Source organism: Telluria sp. RT2P19 (assembly GCF_059685725.1).
In genome coordinates this window covers 166,053-192,005 of the sequence record NZ_JCASIL010000007.1, presented here as the reverse complement: position 1 = coordinate 192,005, position 25,953 = coordinate 166,053, and the positions used below count along the sequence as shown (strand labels likewise).

The window sequence follows — 25,953 nt, the reverse complement described above, 5'->3', positions numbered from 1 at the left end:
CCACTAAAAATGGATTTCAGCAAAAGTGGAAAATAAATAGACGAGCGGCATCAATCAGCGCGCGAGAATGACGAATTAATGGATAGGAGGTAAGAAAATAATGAGGGTCAGAGTAAAATTAAATGACAACATTCGAATGTTGTCATTTAATTCTACTCTGACCCTCATTGTTGGGTAATAACCCAATTGAAACAAGACGAGGATTACGTCGAAAAATTGGGTGCTGTGAATCTTTCCCAATAATTCGACGCTGATCCCTACTGCGGGTGGTTAGCGATCGCGGCGGGCGGAGGCGGCGGGGCGGGGGCCGCTGTTGCGCTTGGCGGCGGCTGCCGGGGCGCCCGCGCCTGGGGTGCGCGGCTTATTGCCGCCGTTGCCGCCACCATGGCCACGGCCGCCACCGCCACTTGGACGGCCGCCGCGGTTCGCGTGACCCGGGGCGCCGCTGCGCAGCTGGATCGGCTGCGGCTTCGCGTTCAGGTCAGGCTCGAAGCCGGGGATCACGTCGCGCGGCAGCGTCTGCTTGATCAGCTTCTCGATGTCTTTCAGCATCTGGTGCTCGTCGACGCAGACCAGCGATACCGCCTCGCCCGTCGCGCCGGCGCGGCCGGTGCGGCCGATGCGGTGCACATAGTCTTCCGGTACGTTCGGCAGGTCGTAGTTCACCACGTGCGGGAGCTGGTCGATGTCGATGCCGCGCGCCGCGATGTCGGTCGCCACCAGCACTTGCAGGCTGCCATCCTTGAACTCCGACAGCGCCTTGGTGCGCGCCGACTGGCTCTTGTTGCCGTGGATCGCCATCGCGCCGATGCCGTCCTTGCCCAGCTGTTCCACCAGCTTATTGGCGCCGTGCTTGGTGCGCGTGAACACCAGCACCTGCTGCCAGTTGTTCGACTTGATCAGGTGCGCCAGCATCGGGTGTTTCTTGTCGCGGTCCACCGGATGGATCTTTTGCGCGATCACTTCCACGGTCGAATTGCGGCGCGCCACTTCGATCGATTGTGGATTGTCCAGCAGGCGGTCGGCCAGGGCCTTGATGTCGTCCGAGAAGGTGGCCGAGAACAGCAGGTTCTGGCGCTTCGGCGGCAGCAGGGCCAGCACTTTGCGGATGTCGTGGATGAAGCCCATGTCCAGCATGCGGTCCGCTTCGTCCAGGATCAGGATTTCGATCTTCGACAGGTCAACGGTACCCTGGCCGGCGTGGTCCAGCAGGCGGCCCGGCGTGGCGACCAGGATGTCGACGCCATGCTTGAGCAGCTTGATTTGCGGATTGATGCCGACGCCGCCGAAGATCACGGCCGAATTCAGGTTCGTGTACTTGCCGTACAGGCGCACGCTTTCCTCGACCTGGGCCGCCAGTTCGCGGGTCGGGGTCAGCACCAGTGCGCGGATGACGCGCGCTGTGCTCTTGTTACGCTGGGCCGCGCCCACGGCGTCGCTCGAGAGGCGGTGCAGGATCGGCAGGGTGAAACCCGCGGTCTTGCCGGTGCCGGTCTGGGCGCCGGCCAGCAGGTCGCCGCCGTTCAGCACCGCGGGAATGGCCTGGCTCTGGATCGGGGTCGGTGCGGTGTAACCTTGTTCGGTCACGGCGCGCACGATCGCGTCAGAGAGACCAAGTGAAGAAAATGACATAGATTTTTCAGTAAAAAACGGCCCGTCGCCACAGTGGCGGCAAGTCCTGGAATCGGGTTGGTGCGGGCGCGCAATGGCGCACAGGCCCGGACACTGCCGCGCAAGGCGGCCAGCAAGGATTATAGTGAAGTCAGTTTCACTATAGAAAGTTTTTGCGCTATTACTATGTAATGCTTTGTAAGGCGCCTGGTCAAAAGCAATCGGGCCACTGGCAAGCGCAGCGTGCTAGTGGCCCGACCAACCAGTAATGCGGCTATTTTACGCGAAAGGCGACAGCAGCGGGATCAGCGCGCCGAAAACCTTCGGGCCAGCCGCGATCACGTCGCCTTTGTTTAGGTATTCGGACTCGCCGTTGAATTCACCGACGATGCCGCCGGCTTCGGTCACGAGCAGGGCGCCGGCCGCGATATCCCATACTTTCAGGCCTTTTTCGAAATAGCCGTCGATGCGGCCGGCCGCGACGTTCGCCAGTTCCAGCGCCGCCGAGCCGCCGCTGCGCACGCCGTGGCTGCGCGAGGCGACCACTTCGTACATGCGCAGGTATTCGGCCAGCGCGCGCGGATCAGGACCATGGCCGGCCGACAGCAGGGCGCGGCCGATGCGCTCGGTGCCGCGCACGCGGATGCGCTTGTCGTTCAGGTAGGCGCCGGCGCCCTTGGTGGCGGTGAACAGGTCGTTGCGGACCGGATCGTAGACCAGGCCGTTGGTGATCACGCCGCGCTGCTTGAGCGCGATCGAGATGCAGTAGTTGGGATAGCCGTGCAGGAAGTTGGTGGTGCCATCGATCGGGTCGATGATCCACACGAATTCACTCTCGTCGTTCAGGTTGCCGGATGCGCCGCTTTCTTCCGCCAGGATGGCGTGGGTCGGATAGGCCTTGAGCAGCGTTTCGACGATCGCTGCTTCGGCCGCCTGGTCGACGTCGGTGACGAAATCGTTGTGCTGCTTCTCGGAGACGACGATACGATCGATATCGAAGGACGCGCGGTTGATGACGGTGGCGGCGCGGCGGGCGGCCTTGATGGCCGTGTTGAGCATTGGGTGCATGGAGGCTTTTCCGTGAAAAATGCGAACGCCCACTCACGCACCTTGGGGCGTCGTGAACGATCAGCTATTGAAGAGTGATTAAAGAGCAGGGCAGTGCCGAACCGGCTACAATCGCGGGCTTGTTCCCGTTATCACAAAAAACCGTCCGCACTGCGCGATGGTCGCTATTGTAAATGAACCCGACCCAAACCGACACTTCTCTTTTCAACCGCTTCCGCTTCGTCCTGGTCGAGACCAGCCGCGCCGGCAACGTCGGCTCGGTGGCGCGGGCCATGAAGACGATGGGCTTCAGCGACCTGGTACTGGTCGACCCCAAGTGCCAGGACCCGCTGACCGACCCGGAAGCGGTGGCCTTCGCCAGCGGCGCGATCGACGTGCTGCAACAGGCCCGCATCGTCGCCGACATCGGGCAGGCGCTGGATGGCTGCAATTTCGCCGCCGCCGTCTCGGCCCGCCTGCGCGAATTCTCGCCGCCGGTCTGGACCCCGCGCGCCTTTGCCGCGCATGCCGGCAGCCAGCCGGAGCTGCGCCCGGCCATCGTGTTCGGCAACGAGCGGGTCGGCCTGCCGAACGGGATCGTCGAGGGCTGCAATGTCCTGATCAACATCCCGGCCAACCCCGACTACTCGTCGCTCAACCTGTCGCAGGCCGCCCAGGTACTCGCCTATGAAGCGCGGCTGGCCGCCGTGGGCGACGGCGTCGAGGCGCGCGGCGTGGGCTTCCAGGGCGAGACCGCCAGCTTGACCCAGGTCGAGGGCATGTACGCGCACCTCGAACAGGCCCTGGTGGCCATCGATTTCCTCGACGCCGACAACCCGAAAAAGCTGATGCCGCGCCTGAAGCGCCTGTTTGCGCGCACCGGCCTCGAGACCGAGGAAGTCAATATCCTGCGCGGCATCGCCAGCGCGATCCTGAAGGCGAGGGCGCCACGCTGAGCCGCGTCGCACCCGTCCGTGCCCGCGCATGGCGTACACTGAGGACATGGCGAATCTCCCCCGTACCTCTCGCAGGACCTTCCTGGCCGTCGGCGGCCTGGCCGCGCTGGCGCTTGGCGCCGGGGGCGCCTGGTACCGCGCCACGCACAAAGACGCGGCACGCCGCTTCGCGCTCGACGGCGAGGCGCGCGCTGCCCTGCACGCGATCGCGCCGGCCATCCTCGACGGCGCATTGGCCCACGATCCCGGCCGCCGCGCGCAGCAGCTGACGAGCGCCATCGACGCCGTCGAAACCGCGATCCGCGGCCTCCCGCTGGCCACGCAAGAAGAAATACAAGACCTGTTTGGCCTGCTGGCCCTGCGGCCGGCGCGGCGCCTGCTCACCGGCGTACCGACCGGCTGGGACAGTGCCGATATCGCCCACGTCAACACCTTCCTGCAAGAGTGGCGCGTGCACCGCTTCGCCATGATGAGGAGCGCCTACGGCGCCTTGCACGACCTGGTGCTGGGCGCCTGGTACGCCCAGCCGGCCAGCTGGGACGCGATCGGCTATCCCGGCCCGCCGCGGGGGCTGGCATGACGGTGCGCATTCCCGACCCGATCGAGGCAGGCTTGAAACGCGGCTGGCGCGTGATCGACGCCTCGCTGCTGGAGCAGGACCGCACGTTGGACGCCGATGTCGTCATCGTCGGCAGTGGCGCCGGCGGCGGCATCAGCGCCGAGATCCTGGCCAGGTCAGGCTTGTCGGTGATCGTGGTCGAAGAGGGCCCGCTGAAATCCTCGCGCGACTTCAAGATGCGCGAAGCCGACGCCTATCCCGACCTGTACCAGGAATCAGCCGCGCGCAAGACCAGCGACAAGGCCATCAACATCCTGCAGGGCCGCGCGGTTGGCGGCTCGACCACGGTCAACTGGACCTCGAGCTTCCGCACGCCCGAGTCGACCCTGGCCTGGTGGCGCCGCCACTACGCCCTGGCCCAGGCCACGCCAGACGAGCTGGCGCCGTGGTTCGCCATGGCCGAGCGCCGCACCGGCGTGGTCGACTGGCTGGTTGGCCCCAACCAGAACAACGACGTGCTGCGCCAGGGCGCCGCCACGCTCGGCATCGCCACCTCGGCCATCCGCCGCAATGTGCAGGGCTGCTGGAACCTCGGCTATTGCGGCATGGGTTGCCCGACCAATGCCAAGCAGTCGATGCTGGTGACGACCATCCCGGCGGCGCTCGACCACGGCGCCACGCTCGTCACGCGCGCCCGCGCCGAGCGTCTGCAGCTGCGTGGCCAGAAGGTCGAAGAACTCGTCTGCACCGCGCTGGAGGCGGGCGGCGTACTGCCGAGTGGACGCGAGTTGCGCCTGCGCGCGCGGCACTACGTGGTCGCCGGCGGCGCCATCAACACGCCGGCGCTGCTGCTGCGTTCAAAAGCGCCCGATCCCAGCGGCCAGTTGGGCAAGCGCACCTTCCTGCATCCGACCGTGATCTCGGCCGCTTTCTACGAAAAGCGCATCGAGGGCTGGTCCGGTGCGCCGCAGAGCATCTATTCCGACCATTTCCTCAGCACGGACGCGATCGACGGCCCAATGGGCTACAAGCTCGAGACGCCGCCGCTGCATCCACTGCTGCTGGCGACCACGATGAGCGGCTTCGGCGAGCAGCACGCGGCGGCGATGCGCGATTTCGCCCACCTCGGTGGCATGCTGGCGCTGCTGCGCGACGGCTTCCATGAAGATTCACCCGGCGGCGTCGTGCGCCTGCGCGGCGACGGCGCGGGCGAACTCGATTATGCGCTGAACGACTACCTGTGGGACGGTGCACGCCGCGCCATGCTGTCCATGGCCGAGATCCAGTTCGCGGCCGGCGCCCGTACCGTCCAGCCGGCGCACGAGAAGGCCCAGCGCTACCGTTCCTGGGCCGAGGCGCGGCGCGAGATCGCGGCGCTGCCGCAGCGCGCCCACGTCACGCGCGTGGCCTCGGCCCACGTGATGGGCGGGTGCGCGATGAGCGGTGACGAGCGCCTTGGCGCGGTCGATCCCGCCGGCCGCTACCGGGGGCTTGCCAACCTGTCGGTGCACGACGGCTCGCTGTTCCCGACCTCGCTCGGCGCCAATCCGCAACTGACGATCTATGCCATCACGGCGCGCCTGGCCAGCGGCCTCGCGTCCAGCCTGACGGGCCGCCCGGCGGCGGTGCTGGCATGAGCTCGCGCAGTCTGCTGCGGCTGATCCTGCTGGTGCAGGCGCTGGCGGCGCTCGGCATCGGCGTCGCCGGTGTGGTGTGGCGCGACCTGGCGTGGTGGCAGGCCACGGCGCTGGGGCTCGGCAGCGTCGTGTTGGTGCGCCTGCTCATCAACGTCAACAACTTCCTGATGGCGGCGCGCAGCACCAGCCCGACGCCGCCCGCGTTCCGGATCGGGCCGGGTGCGGCCCTGCGCATGTACTGGGAAGAGTTCAGCACCAGCATGCTCACGACGTCCTGGCACATGCCGCGCGCGCGCGCGCTCACCCGCATCTACCCCGGCACCGCGCATCCGCCGGTGCTGCTGTTGCACGGCTACGGCTGCAACAGCGGCTACTGGGCCAGCCTGGCGCCCATGCTGGCCGGGGCCCGCATCAGCCACGCCACGCTCGACCTGGAGCCGCTGACCGGCGACATCGATGGCTATGCCGAGCGCATCGAGGAAGCCGCCGCGCGGCTGCAGGCGCAGGCCGGCGCGCGGCAACTGGTCGTCGTCGCCCACAGCATGGGCGGGCTGGCGGCGCGCGCCTGGATGCGCAGCGGCGGCGCCGACCAGGTAACGCGCCTGGTCACGCTCGGCACCCCGCACCACGGCACCTGCCTGGCCGCCTTCGGGATCGGCATCAACGCCGGACAGATGCGGCGCATGGGCGTGGCCGGCCCGGAGTGCGCGTGGTTGACGGCCCTGGCGGCCGGCGAGCCGGCCGAGCTGCGCGCGCGCATCACCTCGATCTACAGCCACCACGACAACATCATCGCGCCGCAGACCTCGAGCGAACTGCAGGGTGCGCGCAACCTCGCGTTCGCGGGCGTGGGCCACGTGGCGCTCGGCCACAACCCGCGCGTGCTGGCCGCCGTGCTGCGCGAACTGGATGCACTGCGCGATGCTCCGCGCGATGCGACCGGCGTCGATCGTGGCTGGGCTGGCGCAATGCAGCATCATTAAGCAGCACCGCCGACTCACGAGCGTGCGCGCGCATGGTACAGTGATGTCAACATCGCATTCCCGGAGCAGTATCGTGGCCCGTATCCTCATCATCGAAGACAACCCAGCGAACATCGAGCTGATGTCGTTCCTGCTCGGCGCCTATGGCCACACGCCGCTGTCCGCCGCCGACGGGCCGCGCGGCGTGGCGACCGCGCGCAGCGAGCGGCCCGACCTGATCGCCTGCGACGTCAACCTGCCCGGCATGGATGGCTTCGCGGTGCTGGCCGCGCTCAAGACCGAGCCATCCCTGCGCGGCGTGCCGATCCTGGCCGTGACGGCGCTGGCGATGGCGGGCGACCGCGAAAAAGTGCTGGCGGCCGGCTTCGACGGCTATATCAGCAAGCCCATCGAACCAGAGAGCTTCGTGGCCGAGCTCGAAGCCTTCCTGGCGGCGCCGCCTGGCGCAGCCGCCGCAAGCGCCGCGCCGGCGTCGATCCCCGCCGCCCAGCCGAGTCCGGTTTCAGCCGGGGTGCAGGCTCCCGCACCGGCAACGGCGGCGCGCACGCTGCTGCTGGTCGATGACGACCGCTTCATGCTGGGGGTGCTCAACGACATGCTGGTCGGCCAGCCCTACCGCGTCCTGAGCGCCTGCTCGGGCGAAGAGGCGCTCGATGTGCTCGACCATGAAGCCGTCGAGGTGATCCTGTGTGACCAGGCGATGCCCGGCATGCGTGGCACCGAGGTGCTGGCGCGCGCCGCCGAACGCTATCCCAAGACCGTGCGCCTGATGCTGTCGGGCCAGCCCGACTTCTCCGAGATCGAGGCGGCGATCGCCAGCGGCGTGGCCGACGACCACTACATCAAGCCGCTCGGCGCACGCTCCCTGCGCGAGCGGATCGACGAGGCCTTCCGCCTGCAGAGCCAGCGCGCCGCCGCCTAGGCGCGGGCCACCCGGGGCGTGCAGCCAGTGCGTGGCCGGGCGCCACGGCCGATCGAAAGATTCATCGAACGACCGTTCGATGTTATCCTTGCGGGAATGCACTATTAACTTCGGCCTACATGCAACAAAAAGCCCCGCGCCGCACCCGCGAACGTATACTCGAGCTCTCGCTCAGGCTGTTCAACGAGTTCGGTGAGCCCAATATCACGACGACCGTCATTGCCGAGGAGATGAATATCTCGCCCGGCAATCTGTACTACCATTTCCGCAACAAGGACGACATCGTCAATTCGATCTTCGTCCAGTTCGAGGCCGAGATCGAACGCGTGCTGGCGGTGCCCGCCGGGCGCCGCTCGAACATGGAAGACGTGTGGCTGTACCTGCACCATATGTTCAAGCTGATCTGGCGCTACCGCTTCTTCTACCGCGACCTGAACGACCTGCTGTCGCGCAACCGCAAGCTCGAACTGCACTTCAAGGCCATCCACGCCCACAAGATCAAGGTCGCCCGCCAGCTGTGCGAAGACTTGCGCAGCGAAGGCTCGCTCGACGCATCCGACCAGCAGATCGGCGCCATGGCGACGAATATGGTGGTGGTGGCGACCTACTGGCTGTCGTTCGAATACGTGCGCAATCCGCGCAAATACAGCGAGCAGCAGGCCATCGCCGACGCGCTGGCGCGCGGCTGCTACCAGGTGCTATCGATGGTCGGGCCCTACCTGCGTGGCGAGACCCGGGTGCTGTTCGAGAAGCTGTCCGACGACTATCTCCAAAAACTGTCGGCCGACGCCAAGCCGGGCGCCGACTTCTTCTGAGGTTCACACGATGAAATCCCTGGCCGTCTACTGCGGCGCCGCGCACGGCGCCAACCCGATCTACGCCGACGCCGCGCGCGGCCTCGCGCGCGCCATGGTCGACCACAATATCGCCCTGGTCTACGGCGGCGGCAAGGTCGGCCTGATGGGCGTGATCGCCGACGAGGTGCTGCGCCTGGGTGGCGAAGCGACCGGCGTCATCCCACGCGCGTTGGTCGAGCGCGAGGTCGGCCATGCTGGCCTGACCCGCCTGTTCGTGGTCAAGGACATGCATGAACGCAAGGCGATGATGTCGGACCTGTCGGAAGGCTTCATCGCCATGCCGGGCGGGATGGGCACGCTGGAAGAGCTGTTCGAGATGGTGACCTGGGCCCAGCTGGGCATCCACGCCAAGCCGATCGGGCTGTTGAACGTGAACGGTTTCTACGATGGCCTGCGCGCCTTCGTGCACCACCAGGTAAAGGAAGGTTTCGTGCGGCCCGAGCACGAGGGCCTGATGCTGGCCGACAGCGATCCCGAGGCCTTGATCCGGCGCCTGCGCGCAGCGGCGCCGGCGCCCGCGGTTCAGGCGGCGCTCGAGGCCGACGCCGACGCGAGGGGATTGCGCGGGTAGGCGCCGTAGCCGGCCAGTTCGCTGATGAAGCCGCGTTCGACATAGCCGGGGATCTTGTCGTACTCGGCCAGCACGCGCGCGCGAAACTCAGCGTGCTCGTGCCAGCGGTCCTTCGCGACGCCGAAGTAGTTGACCGGGCAAGCCGACAACGACAGGCCCGGCCAGTGGCGTTCGAGCGTCATCAGGTAGCGCCGCATGGCGCAGGCCTTGCCGATCGCCAGCACGCTGCGCACCGAAGCCAATTCCATCTGCGCCGCCAGCGCGGCGCGGCCCAGGATCACGTTCTCGCCGGTGTTGGTGGCCGCCGTTTCCAGCACCAGCGCCGCTGGCGGCATCCCCAGCGCCAGCAGGCGCTGCGCGATCACCTCGCTCTCGGCGCGCGGGTCGCCGCGCGTGACGCCGCCCGACACCAGCAGCACGCGGAACATGCCGCGCTCATACAGCGCATGCGCGGCCACGCAGAATTCTTCCACGCCGTGGCGGGTGCCGAACAGGAAGCCTACGTCGGACGCCACCAGTGGCACCTCGGGCATGACGTAGGCGGCGATGGCGGACAGGTCGGCGTGCATGGGGTGGCAGAAAGATGCGGTTCCTGGATTCTAGCGCAGTTGGATTCGTGGAGCGTAAGCCGCCCACCGCGCCGCCCTCAGGCCACCTCGATCCGGTCCCGCCCCGACGCCTTGGCCCGGTACAGCGCCTTGTCGGCGCGGCTGATCGCCTCGGTGAACGGCTCGCCGATGCGCCGCTCGGCCAGGCCGGCCGAGAAGCTGATGCGGCGCTCCCGGTCGAGCCCCTCGACCCGCAAGCCGTGCACGCTGTCGGCCATGCGCTCGAGCACCTGGCGCGCGTCGTGCGACGCGGCGTCGGGCAAGAGCAGCAGGAATTCCTCGCCGCCCCAGCGCGCCAGCGTGTCATTGGCGCGCAGCGCGCCGCGCGCGGCGACGGCGAACTCGCGCAGTACCGCGTCGCCCAGCGCGTGGCCGTGGCGGTCGTTGACCTGCTTGAAGAAGTCGATGTCGAGCAGGGCCACGCAACTGCCCCCGCCGCCGGGCTGGCGCCGTTCTTCGGCGCTCAGGAGCTCGTTCATGTGGCGGCGGTTGGCCAGTGCGGTCAGGTCGTCGACCGTGGCCAGGGTGCGGATGGTCTCGAGGGCCTGCTCCAGTTCGCGTTTCTTGTGCTTCATGCGCAGGCGCAGGCGCAGCTTGGTCATCTCGCTCGACAGCAGGGCCGTGGACAGCAGCGCTGCCGACAGGTAGCCGAAGTTCATGGCCTCGACCTCGGGCGGATGGCGCAGTGGATCCATCGCCTGCAGCCACCACATCACGCCGCCCAGCCCAGCCAGCACCGCGGCCGAGACGAACAGCGTCTGGCGCGGGCGCAGGGCCACGGCGCAGAAGGCGATGATCATCACCGTCATGCACAGCAGCGCGGCGCGCACCGGCCCGGCGATCGCATACGACGCCATGCCGCAGCCGATCGCGAACAGCGACTGCAGCATGACCAGCATGCCGGGGGCCAGGCCGAGGGCGGCGCTGAAGCGGATCAGGACATAGGAGGCGAGGGTGCCGGCGACCGCCGCGCCGCCCAGTACCAGGGCCGGTCCGCGCGGGGCATGGCCCCAGCGCACCTGGCAGGCCAGCAGCAGGATGCCGGCCAAATACAGCAGCGAGGTGGCGATCCAGTAACTGAGCATGCGCCGCAGGGCGGGTTCTGCGCCGAGCAGGGCGCGGGTCGTGACGCGCACCGGCTTCACGCGACGACTCCGTGGCTGTCGGCCAGCAGGAGCGCGAGGCTGTGCGCCGGCAGCGGACGGCTGAACAGATAGCCTTGCATCTCGTCGCAGTCGTGGGCGCGCAGGAAATCGCGCTGCTGCTCGGTCTCTACGCCTTCGGCGACCACGCGCAGGTGGAGCTTATGGCCGAGCGAGATCACGGCCAGCGCGATCGCCTGGTCATCGGCGCTGTCGGCCAGGTCGGCCACGAACGACTTGTCGAGCTTCAGGCGGCTGATCGGGAACGACTTCAGCGCCGACAGGCTGGAGTAGCCGGTGCCGAAGTCGTCGATCGAGAGCGACACTCCCATCGCCTTCAACTCGCGCATCTTGTCGATCGAGCGGCCCAGGTCGCGCATGATCAGGCTCTCGGTCACCTCGAGCTCGAGCCTGTCCGGCGGCAGGCCGCTCGCGCGCAGGGCGTCGGTAATGCGCTCGACCAGCCGCCGGTCCTCGAACTGGCGCGCCGAAACATTGACCGACATGCTGACCGGCGGCAGACCGGCGGCGCGCCAGGAGGCCGCCTGGATGCAGGCGCTACGCAGCACCCACTCGCCGATCGGGACAATCAGGCCGCTCTCCTCGGCCAGGCCGATGAAGCGCAGGGGCGAGATGAGCCCCTGCTCCGGATGGTGCCAGCGGATCAGCGCCTCGACCCCGAACAGGCTGCCGGAACGCAGGTCGACCTTGGGCTGGTACAGCAGCTCGAACTGACAGGGCCCCGGATAACCTTCGGCGCAGCTGTCCAGAGCGGCGCGCAGGCCCTCCAGCAGCACCAGCTTCTCGTCGACGCTGGCGTTCATCTCGCTATCGTAGAACTGGACATTGTTGTTGCCCAGTTCCTTGGCGCGGTACATGGCGACGTCGGCATGCATCATGAGGGCATTGGCGTCGACCCCATCGCGCGGATAGAAGGCCACGCCCATGCTGCAGCTGACCTGTACTTCCTGGTCCGCGACCAGCACCGGCTCGGTGACCGCCTCGCGCACCCGTTCAAGGAGCGGCGCGATCATTCCCGGCTCGTCCGGCAGGCCCGGCAGCAGGATCACGAACTCGTCGCCGCCGAAGCGCGCCAGGGTGTCGCTCGCGCGCAGGCAGCGCGCCATGCGCGTGCCGACCACTTTCAGCAATTCGTCGCCGGCATTGTGGCCGAGCGAGTCGTTGACCAGCTTGAAGCCGTCGAGGTCGATGAAGGCCAGGCCGACCGCGCCGCCATCGGCGGCAGCGGCCTTGATCGCCCGCTCCAGGCGCTCGCGCAGCAGGCTGCGGTTGGGCAGGCCGGTCAGGTCGTCATGGTGGGCCAGGTGGCGGATGCGCTCCTCGGCCAGCCTGCGCTCGGTGATGTCGCGGACGATCGCCACCACGCCGCCCTCGACCGCCACCGCCTGGCGGTGCAGCCAGCGCTCGCCCAGTGGCAGCGCCTGCGCCAGCCATTCGGCTTCGCGCGCAGAGCCGTCCAGCGCCACCGCCGCCAGGTCGTCGAAGATGCCGCGGCCGAAGGCCGCAGGCAGCATTCGCGACAGGCGCTGCCCCGCGAGCTGCTCCTTGCGCAGGCCGGTGAGCTGCTCGGCGCGGCTGTTGGTGGTGACGATGGTGAAGTCGGCCAGGGCGCCGTGCTTGTCGAAGATGCTCTGCAGGACGAAGAAGGCGTCCGGGCTGGCCTCGGAGGCGGCGGCATAGGTTTCCTGGGCCAGCCGTTCGCGCCGGCGCGCCTTGGCCAGTTGCCACGACCAGGCGCTGACCAGGATCACCACGGCCACCAGCAGCGCGCTGCCGGCGCTGGCGCCGAGCAGCCAAGCGCGCTGCCGCTGGCGAAACTGGGCCATTTGCTCGGCCTCGGACAGGCCGGTCACCACCAGCAGCGGGAAACCGCCCAGCGGCCGGCTGCTGGTGTAGCGCATCTCGCCATCGATACGGCAGGCGCGCAGCGCGATCATGTCGGTCGCGCCGGGCGTGTACGCCTGGCCCCAGGACACCTGTTCGCCGATGCGCAGCGCGCGCACCACGCCATCGAGACCGACCAGGCCGAGCAGGCCCCGCTCGCCCTGGCGCGAGCGTTCGTAGGAGCTGGTGAAGTAGGCCGGGTCGACCGCGACCACGGCCACGCCGGCGAACTGGCCGGCGGCGTCGTCGATGCGGCGCGTGAAATGCAGGTGGGGCTCGGATGATCCGGGATGGACGATGGCCTGGCTGACGTAAGGCAGGTCGTGACGGAGCCGGCGGTGGAATTCGAAATAGCTGGCGCCCGACAAATCGCGCGCGCTGGTGCCAGGATTGCCGGCCACCACCCGGCCATGGCGGTCGGTGATCTCGACCTGGAACACCAGGCCGGGGGGCAGCAGGCCCTTGGCGGCCAGCGCGGGAATGGCGCCGGTCGCGCCGTTCTGCTCGGCCGCGTATTTCAGCACGCGCAGGCTCTGGTCGATATTGCTCAGGCTGCGGGCCATCTGCGCCTCGTAGGTCTCGAGCAGTTCGCGGGTGGCGTCGCGCGCGGCGGCGCTCGCGGTGCGGCGCTCGGCCTCGATCGCGTGCAGCGTCCCGAACCAGATGGCGCCGAGCAGGAGCAGGGCAAACAGCGGCAGCGAGATATGGGTCTCAAGCGCCAGCGCGAGCCAGCGCGCGCCCGCGCGGCGCGCCGGCAGCCGGGCCGACGCCGGAAAGGCTGTCGTGATGGCAGGGGCGAGGGAGTTCATGGCATCCTCATGGCAGCGCCAGCACCGCGCGTACCGAGGCGTCGAGCGCACTGCGGTCGATGTAGCCGATCATTGACGGATTCTCGGCCACCAGGCGGCGCACGCCGGCATCGCCGCCGGCTTCGCGTGGCGGCTGGCCGCGACCGGTGAACACCATCTTCGACCAGTGCGCCTTGAGCAGGGCCGGGCTCTTGCCGGTCAGCTCGCGATAGAAATCGTCGCGCTGGGGCGTGCCGAGCGGCTGGTCGACGGCGACCGCCGGCGTGCCGTCCGGGAAGCGGCTGGCGTGGCCGAGGAAGATCGCAGCCACCTGGCCGGCGCCGATCGCCGCGACCTGGCTGCGGCTCGAGACCACCACCACCAGCTCGGCACGAGCGTTGGCGGCGGCGATGCTCAGGATGGCGGCGACGACGAGGCAGCGCAGAGCAGAACGAGAGGGCAAAAGGGCGCGCATCAGAACACGAAGTCCAGGGCGACGCTACCGACATGCAGCGCATGGTCGGGGCGGAAATCGGGCTGCGTGTTGATCAGGGCGCCGCGCGTGCCGTTACGCGGACGAACCCGCTCGAGCTGCAGCTTGAGCGCGACATTGGTCGCCGCGTCCCAACGCAGGCCGGCGCTCCAGGTCGACTGCGCCGGGATCGTGGCCAGGATGTCGTTGATGCCGGCATTGACCTGGGCGGCGGCGTAGGCCAGCGGCGGCGGCAAGCCATCCAGCGGCAGGCCGGGATCGCGGGTCGGGACGTCGGCGCGTACCTGGGCGTAACCGATGTAGGGCGTGAGTGCGCCATGGCGCAGGCCGGCGCCGATGTACACCGAGGTGCCGCCGCCCAGCAGGGAGTCGGTGCGGGTGCGGCCGCCCTCGGCGGTCACGAACCAGGCGCCGGGGTCATAGCTCATGCCGGCGCTGACCATCGAGACGTGCTTGTCGCGGATGGCGTAGCGTGCGACCAGTGCATCCCCGGCCGGGCCGAAGGCGGGCAAGACCGCGAACAGCTCGCTGCCGATGGCGGTGTTCAGGCGTCCACCGGCGGCCGACAGGCGCACGCCGAGGGCGCCGTGCTCGATACTGTGCGACAGGCCGACGATGTTGTCGGCCTTGATGCGCAGTCCGTTGTGCAGGTCCTGGTCGGTGCGGCCGGTGAACACCTGGGTGGCGTGCAGCACCTGGCCCGTGGTCCAGCGCCAGGTGGCGTCCAGGCCGTCGCTGCTGGAAATCGGCAGCGAGCCGTAGACCTCGACCGGCGTGCGCACCCAGGGAATGGTATAGCCGACCTTGCGCGATTCGGCGCCCAGGAATACCGGCAGCGCGATGCGTCCGGCGCGTACGGCGAGATCTGGCGTGAGCTGGTAGTTGAGGTTAGCCCATTCGAATTGCGGTCGGTAGCTGCCGTCGAGCCGCTGCTCGCTGATCACTTGCAGCACGCCTGACCAGGCGCCGAGATTGACGTCGAGCTGGGCGCCGAGGCGGGTGTCGACGGCGGGACTCCAGGCGCGCGTGTGGCCGGCGCCATTGGCGCGCAGCACCGATGCAGTGAAGTCGGCGCTGCGCGTATTCGCATGCACCGCGCCCAGCGTACCGAAGCCGGACAGCTTCCACGCGGGCGGGGGCGGGGGCGGTGCGTCCGGCGCTTCGGCGCCGCTGGCGCGAAAGGGCAGGAAAACGAGGACGCACGTAGCGAACGCGACAGGCAAGCGCCTGGGAATGTATTGCTGAACCATGTAATGTGGGATTGTGGCTGCGAGGCCAGGGGAGCGTCGGGATGACGGCAATTCCGAGTGTCCAGACTGTATCGGAACAGGTTCGCGAAGTCGAGTGACTGGTGGTCAGAAATTATCCAAAACGAAACGTTCGTTGTTAATGGGCAACATCGGGGTGGTGCAGCCGTGAGCGTCGTACCTGAAACAGGCAATCTGGATTCAGGTAGGATGGCAGGATGGCATTGCCGTCGCATGCCGCGATGATGTCTCGAAGGAGCAATATGAAAGGTCCTGTCCTGGCGATCCTCCTCGCCATCCTGGTTGCAGCCCATCCCGCGCTGGCCGCCGATCCGGCGTTTTGCAGCGCGATGTGCGCCTCTGAACAACGCGCATGCCGGGCCGGCGCCCAGGCGCAGCCGCTGGCAGAGCGGCTGGCGGCGGCTGCGCCTGAATCCCGCAATCGGCTGGCCCGCACCGCCCAGGGAGAGGTACCGCGCCAGGCAAACCGCGCGCTGGACGCCGCCGGCGATAACGGACGCCGGATGGCGCGCCTTCATGCCTGCGACAGCGCGCTGCAGCGTTGCACGCGCAGCTGCGCCGTGCGGTCGGACGCCGAGGGAGGCACAGGGCTGCGCCAGCCGCCGGCGCCGGCCGTGCCGGCGAACCAGCGCTAGTCGCCGCTCCAGAGGCGCTCGCCCGCCAGGTCGAGCCAGGTCAGGTACAGGCGCACGTCGAACTCGAGCTGGTGATATTGCGGCTCCATCCAGCAGCACAATTTGTAGAAGGCCTTGTCGTGTTCCTTCTCTTTCAGGTGCGCCAGTTCGTGCACGGCGATCATGCGCAGGAACGGCAGCGGCGCGTCGCGGAACAGGCTGGCGATGCGGATCTCGTGCTTGGCTTTCAGGCGTGAACCCTGCACCCGCGATATGGCCGTGTGCAGGCCCAGTGCGTGCTGGATCACCTGGATCTTGCTGTCGAAGGCGACCTTGGACACCGGCGCGGCCTGGCGCAGGTAGTCGTCCTTGAGGTCTTGCACATAGTCATACAGCGCGCGGTCGGTACGGATGCCGTGCGGCTCTTGATAGCGCCGCCGCAGGGTGTCGCCGAGGCGGTTTTGTTCGATCAGGCCGCTGACCTGGGCTTGCAGGGGCTCCGGGTAGGCGGTCAGGTATTTCAGGGTAGGCATAAGCCCGGCAATGTACCACAGGGCGGACCCGCCGCGCGAGTGCGGCGCAGGCATGGCGCACCCGCCCGCGTGCGGCGCATCAGCCTTCGGTCTCTCCCTGGCGGTTGCCCTTCTGCGCCGCTGCAGCTGCCGCCGCGCGCTGGGCCGACTGGCGGCTCTCGCCACCCTTGCGGCCGATGTCGGCCATGTGGGCCCGGTTGCGGCTCACGGCTTCGCCGCCTTTCTGGCCGGCGCGGCGCGCTTCTTCGGAATCGAATTCATGCGCCGTGCCTTTCTGGTGGGCCGCCTGCCCACCCTTGCTGGCGATTTCACGCTGCTGGTTCTGGTCCATCGCCGCGAAGCCGCGCTTGGTGGGTGGCCCGCTCTTCTGGGCACTATCCTGACTGCTCTTTCCTCCGTTCTCCTTGCTGGTTGCCATGTCGATCTCCTTGTGCCCGTGGGCTATTGGTTGTAGAAGCCGTACGCTATGCATGAACGCACTTGGAGTCATCTCAGGCTGCGCTCGTGCGTTTAGAGAAACGTGGTGAGCGTTAGTTCCGCCCTGTTTGCAGGCCGTGCCCCGGCGTTGTCAGTCGGGACGTTTCAGGGTCGGCGGCGCCGGTGCGGCGGCGTGGCCGAGGCCGGTCTGTGCTTCGGCCACCACGCCCATCAAACCTTGCTGGTAGACGCGCAGGTGTTCGCCCAACGGCTGCCAGCCGTGGATGATGGTGGGAGCCAGTTGCAGGGGCTCGGTGCAGGCGCCGAGCTGGCGGCCGGTATCGAGCGCGGTCTCGACGAAGTGGCGCGTCATCTGCAGGTTCAGTTCGCTCAAGCGCGCCAGCAGTGCATGGCTGCGCTGCGACAGCGTCGCCAGCAGGCTGATCTGCGCATCGAGCTGGGTCGCCAGCCCGTTATCGAACTGGCCTGCAGCGCCGGGTGGTGAAACAGGTGGTCGAAGGGGGACAGCATGGCCGGCTCCATGTCGGGCAGGGCGGGCGCCCCGGCCCTATACGACCATGTCGCCAAGGTTAAGTTCTAGGCATCGGCCACTTTCAGCACCAGCTTGCCCAGGTTGCGGCCTTCGAACAGCATCAGGAGCGCCTGCGGGAACTGCTCGAAGCCCTCCACGACATGTTCATGGCTCTGGATCGCGCCGGCACCGAGCCACTCTCCGAGCTGGGCCACGGCCTCGGGATAGCGCGCCGCATAGTCGAACACGATCATGCCTTCCATGCGCGCGCGGTTCACCAGCAGCGCCAGGTAGTTGGCCGGCCCCTTGACCGGTTCCGTCACGTTGTACTGCGAGATCGCGCCGCAGATCACGATCCGGGCCTTCATGTTGATGCGGGTGAGGACCGTGTCGAGGATCTCGCCGCCGACATTGTCGAAATAGACGTCCACGCCCTGTGGGCAGTGCTGTTTGAGGGCGGCGCCGACATTGCCGGCCTTGTAGTCGATGCAGGCGTCGAAGCCGAGGCGCTCGACCACGAAAGCGCATTTTTCCGCCCCGCCGGCGATGCCCACCACGCGGCAGCCCATTTGCCTGGCCACCTGGCCCACCGTCATCCCGACCGCGCCGGCGGCGCCCGACACCACCACCGTCTCGCCGGCCCTGGCCTGGCCCACCTCGCGCAGACCGAAGTAAGCCGTCATGCCGGGCATGCCCAGCAGGTTCAGCCAGGTGCTCAGGGGCCCGACCCGCGGGTCGATCTTGACCAGGTTGGCGGTCTGGTCGTCGGCCGGGCCGGACCAGTAGCGCTGGATCCCGGTGCCGCCCATGACGTGGTCACCCACGGCGAAGCGCGCCGAGCGCGAGGCCACCACCACGCCCACGCCGCCGGCGCGCATGACTTCGCCGATCGCCACCGGGCGGATATACGATTTGCCCTCGTTCATCCAGCCGCGCATGGCCGGGTCGAGCGACAGGTACAGGACCTTGACCACGACCTCGCCATCGCCCGGTTCAAGTACGGCCTGTTCGTGGAACTGCCAGTCCTCGCGCCTGGGCAGCCCGACCGGGCGGGCGGCGAGCAAGAATTGCTGGTTCGGCGGGAAAGCATTGGTCATCGCGGTCTCCATGTTCGGGTTGATCGGCAAGTCTATACCGGCCGGCAGCCCGGCAGTCGCCCCGCATGCGACAATAGCGGGTTTTCATCCAACAGCAACCTCTAAGCGCACGCAATAATGGCTCTCAAAGCGACCATCTACAAGGCCGAACTGTCGATCGCCGACATGGACCGAAACTATTACCAGGAACACAGCCTGACCATCGCCCGGCATCCGTCCGAGACCGACGAACGCGTGATGATCCGCCTGCTGGCCTTCGCCCTGCACGCCGACCCCGCGCTCGCCTACGGCAAGGACTTGTTCGACGTCGAGGAGCCGGCGCTGTGGCTGAAAGACCTGACGGGGGCGATTGACACGTGGATCGAGGTTGGCCAGCCGGACGAGAAACGCCTGCTGAAGGCCGCCGGCCGCGCTGGGAAGGTGGTGGTGTACAGCTATAGCGCGACCAGCAGCATCTGGTTCAAGGGGCTGGCCAACAAGATCGAGCGCGCGAAGAACGTCAGCGTGATCAACATCCCGGCCGAGATCAGCGCGCAGCTGCAAAAGATGGCGCAGCGCTCGATGCAGCTGCAGTGCACCATCCAGGACGGCCAGGTGTGGCTGACCGACGGCGCCGACACGGTGCAGGTCGAGCGCGAAGCGGTGCGCGGCGCCCTGTAGCAGACGCCGCGCCTTCACCCATCAGTTCGGGGCGCTGCCCAGCCGGCGCGCCTCGCCCGAACCGGCCACCGAGCGGCGCAGCTGTGGGTCGCCATAGTAGTTGACGTCGCCCGAACCAGCGACTGACATGCTCAGCTCGTTCCTGGCCCACACCGTCACGTCGCCCGAACCGGCCACGCTGACGCTGGCGCTGTCGGCCGCGACCTTGCCCAGGTCGACATTGCCGGAACCCCCGATCGACACCGACACGTCGCGCGCCTTGCCGCCGTTGGCGCGCAAGTCGCCGCTGCCGCCGACGCTGACCGAGACGCGCTCGGCGTCCAGGCTCGCGATCCGGATCTTGCCCGAGCCGCCCAGGTTGATGCGCAAGGTGGAGGCGCGCAAGGCGTCGGCGTCGATGCTGCCCGAGCCGCCCAGCGACAGGCGCTCGATCTGGCGCGCATTGACGACGATCTTCATGGTGCGCGCGCGCAGGTTCAGATTGCGCTTGCTGGGACGGATGCGCAGCACGCCATCATCGACCTCGGTCTCGATCAGGCGCTGCAGGTTGTCGTCGGTCTCGATCGTGATGCCTTCGGTATTGCCCATGCGCAGCTCGAGCTGGGCCGGCAGGTCGAGCGCGATGCCGGTGAAGCGCTCGACCTGGCGTGTCTGGCGCGTCACGCTGCCGCTGCCTTCGACCTGCTCGCCGCCGAAGGGCCAGGCCATGGCCGGCGTCGGCGCGGCGACGGCGGCAAGGATGGCGGCCAGCAGCAGGCCGCGGGCGACGGCGGACGGCTTGAAAGCGTGGGTATTCATGGATGGTCTCCTGGGTAGCCTTTGATGCCTCCATCGTAGCCGTGGCCGTGCGCCCGCTCACGGCGTTTGCGACGGACTGCAGGCTGCCGGGAATGAAGTGCATGAGCATGCGACTGGCCTGACCGACGCGTTGGCGCACAATGCACTAGAATCGTGCGTTTTTTGGTAAGGGCAGGCATATGAACCTGATTTTATTGGCGGCGGCGTTCTGCATCGGCATCGCGATGTCGGCGCAGGCCGCGGTGAACAGCCAGCTGGCCCATTCGATCGGCGCCAATTCCGTGATGGCCGCGCTGATCTCGTTCAGTTGCGGTACGGTGGCGCTGCTGGTGATGGCGCTGGCCAAGGGCGGCGTATCCGGCCTGGGGACGACCCTGACCGCGCTGCCATCCCAGCCGGCGTGGAAATTCCTGGGCGGCTTCATGGGCGCCGCCTTCGTGCTCGGCACCGTGTTCCTGGCGCCGCGCATCGGCCTGCTGACCCTGGTGGTGCTGGTCATCCTTGGTCAGCTGCTCAGTTCGATGGCGATCGACCATTTCGGGCTGATCAATATGGCGAAACGTGAAGTCTCGCCGGTGCGCCTGGTCGGCGCGCTGGTGGTGGCGCTGGGCGTGACGATCACGGTGTTTGGCGACCGCATTGTTGCGAGTTTGACACGCTGATTATATTTTTACTTTGGTGCAATATTTCAGTTTTATAATGACTGGAACGCGTTCTTTCGATTGCACCAGATGGAATTCCACCAGTCCTCGCAGATCCCGACCCTTTCGTACATCGAAAACGAAGACCACCCGGTGTTCGAGACCCTGGTGCAGCAGATCCTGCACCTGCTCAATTCGAAACTGGTGTTCTCGGACATCATCATCCACCAGAACAGCCCGCTGATGCTGCGCCAGCCGAAAGGCCTGGTGGCGGTGACCGATTCGCCGATCACGAAGGAAGAGCTGGAAGAATTCTTCGACGTGATCGAACCCAACTGGCCGCAGCGCATCGCCTCGCGCGCCTTCGACCGCTCGATCGACCTGCACACGGCGCGCATCCGTGCCAACTGCTTCCGCTTCCAGGGCGGCAAGCGCATCGGCTGCGTGATCCGACGGTTTCCGAAGGAGCCGATCGCCATGTCCGAACTGGGCCTGTGGGACGACGAGCGCGAGTTCGCGCTGCTCACCAGCGGCCTGGTGCTGATCATCGGCGACACCTGCCAGGGCAAGTCGACCACCATCGCCTCGATCCTCGATGAGATCAACCGCCGGCGCTCCGGCCACATCATCACCATCGAGGATCCGGTCGAGACCCTGATCCCGCAGCGCAGGTGCATCATCACCCAGCGCGAAGTGGGCGAGGACGGCGACGTCGAGAGTTACTACCTTGGCGCGCTGGACGCGCTGCGCGAACGGCCGGATGTGATCGTGATCGGGGAGATCCGCGACGCGCAGACGGCGCAGGAAGCGCTGGCCCTGGCCGAGTCGGGACCGCTGGTGCTGGCAACGCTGCATGCGCGCTCGACCGAGCTGGGGCTGCAAAAGATGCTGCGCCTGCTCGGGAATTCGGATGCGCAGGCGCAGGCGCTCGCGCATGCCTTGCGCGGCGTCCTGTGCCAGGCCCTGCTGCCGTCGGTCGAGGGCAACCGCTATTACCTGGCGACCGAATGCCTGACGCCGGGTCCCGCGGTCGTGCGCATGCTCGAAAGCGGCGACCTGGGCGGCATTCGCGCGCACATGAACAAAGGGCTCGATGCCGGTTGCCATACGATGAATGCCTCGCTCGAGGCGCTGCTGGCAGCGCACAAGGTGCGGGTCGAGGATGCGCGCAATGCAACCACCGATCGCGTGGCTTTTGCGGATATGGTGTGAGCGGCCAGGTCTCGCCGGCCCGCTTCTGAGCACGGCGTCGTTCCCGGACTTGTTTTCGAGAGTGTAGTCAGTGCTCAGGATCGACGTACCTTCCCTGTTCATCGCCATGACGCTCAACCTGGCGATCATGGCGTTCGCCCTGCCGTATTTCATGGGGCGGGTAAACCACGCTGCGCGCTGCGCGCAAACCGGGATCATGCTGCAGACGGCGGGGTGGATCTGCCTGCTGTCGTCGAGTGCCTTCGAGCGGGGTGGCTGGGCCGACCACCTGCTGTCGACCCTCTCGATGGGCTGCGTGTCGAGCGGCATGGCGTTCAACGCATTCGCTTTCCAGCTGTGGTGCGGCCAGAAGGCATCCGTGCGCGTGCCGAGCGCCATCGCCGCGGTGATGACCGCCGGCTATGGCATCGGTTATTCCGACTACGCGTTCCGGGTGGGCTGGGCCAACGGCCTGCTGGCCTTGCAGATCGCCACCGTGGTGTTGACGCTATGCCGGCCGCTCCAGGTGCCGGTCGGACGCTGGCGATGGCTGCTGGTCATCTGCCTGTCGATCCAGATGCTGGTGCTCGCCTGCCGCGCGGTGCTCGGTGCGTTCTACACCGACGAGTTCCCGAGTTTCTTCGGTCCCTACCTGGTCAACCAGGTGTTTGCCCTGTCGTCAAACGCCATGATGGTGCTGTCGGTGGTGGCGATCCTCCTGGCGCACCGCGACGAGGCGGCGCGCGAGCTGGAACGGCTGGCCATGCTGGACGGTCTTACGGGAGCCTTGAATCGCCGCGCCTGGATGCAGCAGGCCAGCGTCGACCTGGCGAGCAGCGTACGCTACAGGCAGCCGCTGGGCCTGTTGTTGCTCGATCTCGACCATTTCAAGCAGATCAACGATACGCACGGCCACGCCGTCGGCGACCGCGCGCTGCAGCTGTTCGTCAGCGCCCTGCGCTCCGTCAGCCGGGCCGGCGACGTATTCTGCCGTTATGGTGGCGAGGAATTCTGCGTGCTGCTCAACGCCGCCGACCCGGCCTCGGTGATGGCGTACGACGAACGCCTGCGTCACTGGCTGGCGCGGCACTCGCCCCCGGCGCTCGGATTCGCGCTGTCGTACAGCGCCGGCGTCGATATGCGCTCATACGACACGGACACCATCGACATCATGCTCCAGCGCGCGGACGTTGCGCTGTACGAGGCGAAGTCGCAGGGACGCGGCCGCACCCTGGCCAGCGCCGTGCTGCGCAGCGCATAGTACCGCGCCTGGCAGCCGTCCACGCCAGCCGGCGGTCCTGTTTGACCTGCGCATCGATATGTTGTGTAATCACAATACTTTGGGGTGGATGGGATAAGCGAGTGACGCTACACAACAGGATTGCCGTGTTTCGAACCGAGCGTGGCATATCGCGGCGCGACCTGGCCGACGCGGTCGGCGTCAATGACCAGACCATTGGCTGCCTGGAGCGGGGGGACTACAAACCCAGCCTGGAACTGGCGATGAAGATCGCGCAGCACCTTGGCACCAGTATCGAGATGCTGTTTTCGTTCCGGCGTTTCGAATCGATCGCCATGACATTGAAGCGTGCAGGAGAGGATCGATGAGTACCAGGCACAAGACGGCGCTGCAGAAAATGGATGCCTTGGTCTGGTGGACCAGGGCGTCCGAACAGGTGCGACACGATATGTCCGCCGATGCCGGCGATCGGCGGCACCGGCCATTGCGCTGGCTGCCGCTGCTGCCGATGGCGTCCGGCGCTGGCCTCGTCATGGCCGCGATCGCGTTTTCCCTGCCTGGTACGGTGTACGGCGTTGCCGCTGCCATGATGGCGGCGGCCACCGCCATCGCGCTCAACGGCCCCCTGGGCAAGTCGGCCATCCATGACGACGAACGCGAGGCCGCGCTGCGCAAGAACGCACTCTTCTTCAGCCTGGCGCTTCTGGCCATCGCCAATATCATCACCGGTCCCGTCCTGCTGGTGGCCGCAGTGTGGCAAGGATGGCCGGTCGAGCGTACCGCGGGTGTCGCCTTTGCCCTTTTCATGGGCAATATGACGTGGTTTGTCAGCCTTCCCACGCTCCACGCGAGCTGGAAGTCACCCATGCTCTTCGACGGCGAAGCGTGACTCAGTCGGCCGTGATCGCGCGGTAGCGGTTGACCTCGGCGGCGCTGACAGGCGGTGCCGCGTTGCCCCAGCTGGTGCGGATCCAGCTCAGCACCGCGGCCACCTGGGCGTCGTCCAGTTCATGGCCGAAAGGCGGCATCCCGTACGGCCGCGGATTGCCCTTGGTGCCGGGCGGGAAGCCGCCGTTGGCGGTCATGCGGACCGCATTCACGGCCGGCGTCAGGGTCACCGCGCGGTTGCCCGCCAGCGGCGGATAGGCGGGCAGCTTGCCGCGGCCATCGTCGCCATGGCATTGCGCGCACCGGGCCTCGTAGATGCGACGGCCCTCGGCCAGCACCTGTTCCTGCGCCGGCGGCGAGCGCTCCGGCGTTGGCGCCGGTGTCGCCGGGAGCGACTTCAGGTAGCTCGCCATGGCCCCCAGGTCGTCCTGCGTCAGGTGCTGCAGGCTGCGCGCCACCACCTCGGCCATCGGCCCGGTGGCCGAGCCGCGCGGCGAGATGCCGGTACCGAGCAGCGCCACGATGTGTTCCTTGTCCCACTCGCCCAGGCCGGCCTCGCTGCCGGACGTGAGCGACGGCGCATACCAGCCCAGCGTGGCAATCAGGCCGCCATCGAGCCCGTCCTGGTTCGCGCCAAACCGGTTGCGTGTGCTATGACAGGCGCTGCAATGCCCCAGGCCCTCGACCAGATAGGCGCCACGATTCCATTCTGCGCCGCGCGCCGGCTGCGTCTCGTGCACGCCGGGCTTGAAGTACAGCAGGCGCCAGCCGGCCAGCAGCGCTTGACTGTCATACGGGAAGCCCAGTTCGTGCGCCCGGTTCGGCTGGCGCTGCGGCGCCAGGCTGCGAAAATAGGCGAACAGCGCGTCGGAATCGTCGCGCGTGACCTTGGTGTAGTTCGTGTAGGGAAAGGCCGGATACAGCAGGCGGCCATCCCTGGCGATGCCGTTATGCAGGGCGTTCCAGAAGTCATCCGCGCTCCAGTCGCCGATGCCGGTCTCCTTGTCGGGCGTGAGGTTTGGCCCGTAGAAACGCCCGAAAGGCGTCTCGAGCGCGCGGCCGCCGGCATAGGCGACCCCGCCGCGCGCCGTGTGGCAGGCGATGCAGTCGCCGGCGCGCGCCAGGTAGGCGCCGCGTTCGATATTGGCGCTCGTTCCCGCATAGGCCTGCGGCGAGCGGGAAGGAATATGCTCGGCGCGCGGCCAGGCCAGGACCACGGCGGCCAGCACCATGACAAGGATGGCGAGTAAGGCGATGTGCAGCGTTTTCATCGCGCCTCCGGATCGCTGCCGCAGGCCAGCGGCAAGGGCCGCACGATGGCGTCGGCCGGCCGCGGATCGGCCGGCATCGGTTGGGCCGCCAGCCAGCCGGAGACGGCCGCCACGTCTTCCAGCGACAGGCGTGCGGTGACGTCGGCCATGCAGTCCGGCGCATGCGCGCGCCGCACCTTGTTGCGCCAGGCGCCGAACTGCGCATTGACATAGTCGCGCGGCAGGCCGAGCAGGCCCGGGATGTTCGGCTGCACGCCGGTCAGGCGCGCGCCGTGGCAAGCGATGCAGGCCGGGATCTTGCGCGCTGCGTCGCCGTCATGCACCAGTTGGCGACCTCGCTCGAGGGTCGCGCCCGGCAAGCCGGAGGGCTGCGCCGGCAGCAGCGTCGGCGCCTTGGCCGCGAAGTGCTGCGCGATCTCGCGCAGGTAATCGTCGGGAAGGTGGTCGACCAGGTAGGTCATCAGGGGATACTGGCGCCGGCCGTCGCGGAAGTTGAGCAGCTGGTGGTACAGGTAGCCGGCCGGCTTGCCCTGCAGTCGCGGATAGAAGCTGTCGTTGACCGGCTTGCCGCGCGCATCGACCCGCGCATGGCAGCTGGCGCAGGCCAGCAGGCGCTGGTCGAGCGTGTCGGGAACGGTCTGCGGCGCCGCCATGGCCGTGCAGGAGAGCAGGCCGGCGAGCGCAGCGAGGGACAGGCGAAGGCTAGGCAATCTCATGGGCTCCC

Annotated in this window: 28 protein-coding genes; 14 read left to right on the top strand and 14 right to left on the bottom strand. The window is 67.6% G+C overall.

What is annotated here, in order from left to right:
- Nucleotides 1–270 precede the first annotated feature (270 nt).
- Together AC56KW_RS11500 and AC56KW_RS11495 are read right to left on the bottom strand one after the other, a co-directional pair.
- Nucleotides 271–1,632: a DEAD/DEAH box helicase gene (locus tag AC56KW_RS11500; RefSeq protein WP_497170867.1), complete on the bottom strand. Its 1,362-nt coding sequence runs from the start codon at nt 1,630–1,632 to the stop codon at nt 271–273.
- A 258-nt stretch (nt 1,633–1,890) separates the two neighbouring features.
- Complete coding sequence (locus tag AC56KW_RS11495; RefSeq protein ID WP_497170909.1) at nt 1,891–2,670, bottom strand: inositol monophosphatase family protein; 780 nt, start codon at nt 2,668–2,670, stop codon at nt 1,891–1,893.
- Nucleotides 2,671–2,852: 182 nt separating this feature from the next.
- On the opposite strand from AC56KW_RS11495, the gene AC56KW_RS11490 reads away from it, so the two are divergent.
- From AC56KW_RS11490 to AC56KW_RS11460, 7 genes are all read left to right on the top strand, one after another.
- Nucleotides 2,853–3,614 carry an RNA methyltransferase gene (locus tag AC56KW_RS11490; protein ID WP_497170866.1) on the top strand — a complete coding sequence of 254 codons (762 nt, stop codon included), beginning with the start codon at nt 2,853–2,855 and terminating at the stop codon, nt 3,612–3,614.
- A 46-nt stretch (nt 3,615–3,660) separates the two neighbouring features.
- Nucleotides 3,661–4,194, top strand: a complete 534-nt coding sequence (locus tag AC56KW_RS11485) for a hypothetical protein (protein ID WP_497170865.1) — start codon at nt 3,661–3,663, stop codon at nt 4,192–4,194.
- Nucleotides 4,191–5,810: a GMC family oxidoreductase N-terminal domain-containing protein gene (locus AC56KW_RS11480; protein ID WP_497170864.1), complete on the top strand. Its 1,620-nt coding sequence runs from the start codon at nt 4,191–4,193 to the stop codon at nt 5,808–5,810. The genes AC56KW_RS11485 and AC56KW_RS11480 overlap by 4 nt, the downstream gene beginning before the upstream one ends.
- Nucleotides 5,807–6,793, top strand: a complete 987-nt coding sequence (locus tag AC56KW_RS11475; protein ID WP_497170863.1) for an esterase/lipase family protein — start codon at nt 5,807–5,809, stop codon at nt 6,791–6,793. Before AC56KW_RS11480 ends, AC56KW_RS11475 begins: the two co-directional genes overlap by 4 nt.
- Nucleotides 6,794–6,866: 73 nt before the next feature.
- Nucleotides 6,867–7,715: a response regulator gene (locus AC56KW_RS11470; RefSeq protein WP_497170862.1), complete on the top strand. Its 849-nt coding sequence runs from the start codon at nt 6,867–6,869 to the stop codon at nt 7,713–7,715.
- Between the two features lie 119 nt (nt 7,716–7,834).
- Nucleotides 7,835–8,530 carry a TetR/AcrR family transcriptional regulator gene (locus AC56KW_RS11465; RefSeq protein WP_497170861.1) on the top strand — a complete coding sequence of 232 codons (696 nt, stop codon included), beginning with the start codon at nt 7,835–7,837 and terminating at the stop codon, nt 8,528–8,530.
- A gap of 10 nt (nt 8,531–8,540) precedes the next feature.
- The gene (locus AC56KW_RS11460; RefSeq protein WP_497170860.1) at nt 8,541–9,143 is read left to right on the top strand and encodes an LOG family protein; all 603 of its coding nucleotides are present in this window, start codon (nt 8,541–8,543) and stop codon (nt 9,141–9,143) included.
- Here the strand turns inward: AC56KW_RS11460 and AC56KW_RS11455 are convergent.
- The 5 genes from AC56KW_RS11455 to AC56KW_RS11435 form a co-directional block, all read right to left on the bottom strand.
- Nucleotides 9,095–9,712 (bottom strand): YdcF family protein, encoded by a 618-nt coding sequence (locus AC56KW_RS11455; protein WP_497170859.1) that lies wholly within the window; start codon nt 9,710–9,712, stop codon nt 9,095–9,097. The two genes, AC56KW_RS11460 and AC56KW_RS11455, sit on opposite strands and share 49 nt — an antisense overlap.
- Nucleotides 9,713–9,789: 77 nt before the next feature.
- The gene (locus AC56KW_RS11450; RefSeq protein WP_497170858.1) at nt 9,790–10,896 is read right to left on the bottom strand and encodes a diguanylate cyclase; all 1,107 of its coding nucleotides are present in this window, start codon (nt 10,894–10,896) and stop codon (nt 9,790–9,792) included.
- On the bottom strand, nt 10,893–13,607 hold the full coding sequence (locus AC56KW_RS11445) for a bifunctional diguanylate cyclase/phosphodiesterase (protein ID WP_497170857.1): 2,715 nt from the start codon (nt 13,605–13,607) through the stop codon (nt 10,893–10,895). Before AC56KW_RS11445 ends, AC56KW_RS11450 begins: the two co-directional genes overlap by 4 nt.
- A 7-nt stretch (nt 13,608–13,614) precedes the next feature.
- The gene (locus AC56KW_RS11440; RefSeq protein WP_497170856.1) at nt 13,615–14,061 is read right to left on the bottom strand and encodes a phosphate ABC transporter substrate-binding protein; all 447 of its coding nucleotides are present in this window, start codon (nt 14,059–14,061) and stop codon (nt 13,615–13,617) included.
- Nucleotides 14,061–15,329, bottom strand: a complete 1,269-nt coding sequence (locus tag AC56KW_RS11435) for a hypothetical protein (RefSeq protein WP_497170855.1) — start codon at nt 15,327–15,329, stop codon at nt 14,061–14,063. Before AC56KW_RS11435 ends, AC56KW_RS11440 begins: the two co-directional genes overlap by 1 nt.
- Nucleotides 15,330–15,589: 260 nt before the next feature.
- On the opposite strand from AC56KW_RS11435, the gene AC56KW_RS11430 reads away from it, so the two are divergent.
- Nucleotides 15,590–15,982: a hypothetical protein gene (locus AC56KW_RS11430; protein WP_497170854.1), complete on the top strand. Its 393-nt coding sequence runs from the start codon at nt 15,590–15,592 to the stop codon at nt 15,980–15,982.
- Here AC56KW_RS11430 and AC56KW_RS11425 read toward each other — a convergent pair.
- From AC56KW_RS11425 to AC56KW_RS11410, 4 genes are all read right to left on the bottom strand, one after another.
- Nucleotides 15,979–16,494: a YgjP-like metallopeptidase domain-containing protein gene (locus AC56KW_RS11425; RefSeq protein ID WP_497170853.1), complete on the bottom strand. Its 516-nt coding sequence runs from the start codon at nt 16,492–16,494 to the stop codon at nt 15,979–15,981. The two genes, AC56KW_RS11430 and AC56KW_RS11425, sit on opposite strands and share 4 nt — an antisense overlap.
- Before the next feature lie 79 nt (nt 16,495–16,573).
- A complete protein-coding gene (locus AC56KW_RS11420; protein WP_497170852.1) occupies nt 16,574–16,912 on the bottom strand; it encodes a KGG domain-containing protein in 339 nt (112 codons plus the stop codon).
- A 150-nt stretch (nt 16,913–17,062) separates the two neighbouring features.
- Nucleotides 17,063–17,305 carry a hypothetical protein gene (locus AC56KW_RS11415; RefSeq protein ID WP_497170851.1) on the bottom strand — a complete coding sequence of 81 codons (243 nt, stop codon included), beginning with the start codon at nt 17,303–17,305 and terminating at the stop codon, nt 17,063–17,065.
- A 203-nt stretch (nt 17,306–17,508) separates the two neighbouring features.
- Nucleotides 17,509–18,540: an NADP-dependent oxidoreductase gene (locus AC56KW_RS11410; RefSeq protein ID WP_497170850.1), complete on the bottom strand. Its 1,032-nt coding sequence runs from the start codon at nt 18,538–18,540 to the stop codon at nt 17,509–17,511.
- Between the two features lie 117 nt (nt 18,541–18,657).
- Between AC56KW_RS11410 and AC56KW_RS11405 the strand changes: the two genes are divergently transcribed.
- Nucleotides 18,658–19,200 (top strand): YaeQ family protein, encoded by a 543-nt coding sequence (locus tag AC56KW_RS11405; protein WP_497170849.1) that lies wholly within the window; start codon nt 18,658–18,660, stop codon nt 19,198–19,200.
- Nucleotides 19,201–19,221: 21 nt separating this feature from the next.
- Here the strand turns inward: AC56KW_RS11405 and AC56KW_RS11400 are convergent, their stop codons facing one another.
- The gene (locus tag AC56KW_RS11400; RefSeq protein ID WP_497170848.1) at nt 19,222–19,998 is read right to left on the bottom strand and encodes a head GIN domain-containing protein; all 777 of its coding nucleotides are present in this window, start codon (nt 19,996–19,998) and stop codon (nt 19,222–19,224) included.
- Nucleotides 19,999–20,177: 179 nt separating this feature from the next.
- Between AC56KW_RS11400 and AC56KW_RS11395 the strand changes: the two genes are divergently transcribed.
- From AC56KW_RS11395 to AC56KW_RS11375, 5 genes are all read left to right on the top strand, one after another.
- Nucleotides 20,178–20,660, top strand: a complete 483-nt coding sequence (locus AC56KW_RS11395; RefSeq protein WP_497170847.1) for a DMT family transporter — start codon at nt 20,178–20,180, stop codon at nt 20,658–20,660.
- A 69-nt stretch (nt 20,661–20,729) separates the two neighbouring features.
- A complete protein-coding gene (locus tag AC56KW_RS11390; RefSeq protein WP_497170846.1) occupies nt 20,730–21,851 on the top strand; it encodes a type IV pilus twitching motility protein PilT in 1,122 nt (373 codons plus the stop codon).
- Nucleotides 21,852–21,921: 70 nt separating this feature from the next.
- Nucleotides 21,922–23,091, top strand: a complete 1,170-nt coding sequence (locus AC56KW_RS11385; RefSeq protein WP_497170845.1) for a GGDEF domain-containing protein — start codon at nt 21,922–21,924, stop codon at nt 23,089–23,091.
- Between the two features lie 101 nt (nt 23,092–23,192).
- Entirely contained in the window at nt 23,193–23,438 is a 246-nt protein-coding gene (locus AC56KW_RS11380) for a helix-turn-helix transcriptional regulator (protein WP_497170844.1), read from the top strand.
- Nucleotides 23,435–23,959, top strand: coding sequence for a hypothetical protein (locus AC56KW_RS11375; RefSeq protein WP_497170843.1), 525 nt, complete (start codon nt 23,435–23,437; stop codon nt 23,957–23,959). Before AC56KW_RS11380 ends, AC56KW_RS11375 begins: the two co-directional genes overlap by 4 nt.
- A gap of 1 nt (nt 23,960) precedes the next feature.
- Here AC56KW_RS11375 and AC56KW_RS11370 read toward each other — a convergent pair whose 3' ends face one another.
- Both AC56KW_RS11370 and AC56KW_RS11365 read right to left on the bottom strand, forming a co-directional pair.
- Nucleotides 23,961–25,229: a c-type cytochrome gene (locus tag AC56KW_RS11370; RefSeq protein WP_497170842.1), complete on the bottom strand. Its 1,269-nt coding sequence runs from the start codon at nt 25,227–25,229 to the stop codon at nt 23,961–23,963.
- Nucleotides 25,226–25,945, bottom strand: coding sequence for a c-type cytochrome (locus tag AC56KW_RS11365; protein ID WP_497170841.1), 720 nt, complete (start codon nt 25,943–25,945; stop codon nt 25,226–25,228). The genes AC56KW_RS11370 and AC56KW_RS11365 overlap by 4 nt, the downstream gene beginning before the upstream one ends.
- Between the last annotated feature and the right edge of the window lie 8 nt (nt 25,946–25,953).